Annotated in this window: 2 protein-coding genes; both read right to left on the bottom strand. The window is 50.4% G+C overall.

All coding sequences use genetic code 11. The features are described from left to right. Nucleotides 1-490: flavin reductase family protein (locus tag Q0338_RS05700; protein ID WP_298085914.1), on the bottom strand; the 490-nt coding region annotated here is incomplete at its 3' end. A gap of 133 nt (nt 491-623) precedes the next feature. Then, nucleotides 624-1412, bottom strand: coding sequence for a hypothetical protein (locus Q0338_RS05705; protein WP_298085915.1), 789 nt, complete (start codon nt 1410-1412; stop codon nt 624-626). Between the last annotated feature and the right edge of the window lie 205 nt (nt 1413-1617).

Consider the following 1617-nt stretch of genomic DNA (forward strand, 5'->3'; position numbering starts at 1 on the left):
CGTCGGGGATCTTTTCAAACAGCCAGTGTCCGCCGTCAAAGATCCGCTCGTCCGCGTATGCCGCGACGACATCGCCGATAAAAAGATCATAGCTCTGCTCGTTGTGAGGCTCAGGGATACGCTTGCAAACGAGCCATGCGGCGCAGCCCGCGATCAGCGGCACATCGAACTCCTCTTTATAAAAAATTTCCACGTTTTTCATCTTGTCCGCGTTATCAAAGCGCGAGTTGTTCTCGGCGCCCAGCTCGCTAACCAGCTCCGCCTGCGCTGCCGTGGGGATCTGCACGGCGAAATACCCGCTCTTTTCGATGAGCGTCCTCGTGTACGAGCCGTTGTGCGGCACGATGGTAACCTTGTCATAATCAAGCGCCTGCGCCCACGTTATCGCCATCGCATTGACGTCGCCATCGTATTTGGCCGATACGAGCGTGGTCGCGCCCGGGTTTAAGATACGATATGATTTTTGTAGATCGACTTTGATGATAGCCATTTTTGCTCCTTTGACCTGGTTTTTGTTAAATTTTTAGGCCGTCTTGACGGGCGCTTTTAAATTTGACTTCAAATTTACCCTCGCCTCGCCGGGCCACTATGTCTCAAACCCAAAACCGCAAATTTAGCTAAATTTACCGCGCTTTTTGGCAGTGCTCTCCGTACGGCACCAGCTCGCAAAGCCGCGCATGCAGCCGCTTCACCTCAGCCTCGCCGGAGATCTCGCGTAGCTCTTTTTCGTGATATTTAGCCAGCATGATGCAGCCAGCGAGCATATCCGTTTCGTGGCAGCTTCTAACAAGCGCTTTTATAGCTTCCTCTGCCCCGTAAGGCATCGCCATCGTGCCGAATCTAAAACATCGCCAAGCGTCCATCTCGCACGCCTTGCGCATATAGCCGACCGCCTGTTCCGGCGCGCTGCTGCCGATCGCTAACCCTAGATGCTCGCATCCTAGCGCCGAGCCCTTTTCGCACGCGGTTTCGTATAGCTTTTTTGCGCGTTTTTCATCCTTGCCGGGCGCGCCGTCAGCCTCAAGGCTCTTGCCGTACTGCACGCAAGCATCCTGATAGCCGCTATCGCAAGCCGGGCTCAAAATCTCTCTGGCGGCGATGAAGTCTTTGTTATTTATGTACATTTCGCCCGCCGCCGCGCACGCGTCAAATTTGCCCTCCTTGCACGCGCCGAGTAAAATTTGCATCGCCTCGCGGATGTCTTTTTCGTTTTGCTTTTTGGCCTGTTTTTGATAAAACAAGATCACGCGCTTGCAGGCTCTCGCGTCCTTTTGGGCGCAGGATTTTTTGAGCTCCTCGTATCTAGCGTTTAAAAACGCCTCTTTTTCGGGGCTTAGTTCGCCTTTTTTGGGCTCGCTAGCCGATACGACAATGGCGAAAAACACAACGCCGATTAGAAATAATTTTTTCATTTATACCCTTTCTCAAGTGGATTGCATTTATATTTCATACTTTTGCTTTTTACGGTCAAATTTAACATTTTCAAGATGCGGGTTTTGGCAACTAAAATTTAAAAATTTGACTTCTAATTTAAATACAAACAGTTAAGGCACGGTATTTTGAGATGATTTTTCGAGTTTTGAAGCAAAATTGAGCGTACGCTAGGCATGTAGCCTG

The organism is uncultured Campylobacter sp. (genome assembly GCF_938018145.1).
In the GTDB taxonomy this organism is placed as follows: Bacteria; Campylobacterota; Campylobacteria; order Campylobacterales; family Campylobacteraceae; genus Campylobacter_A.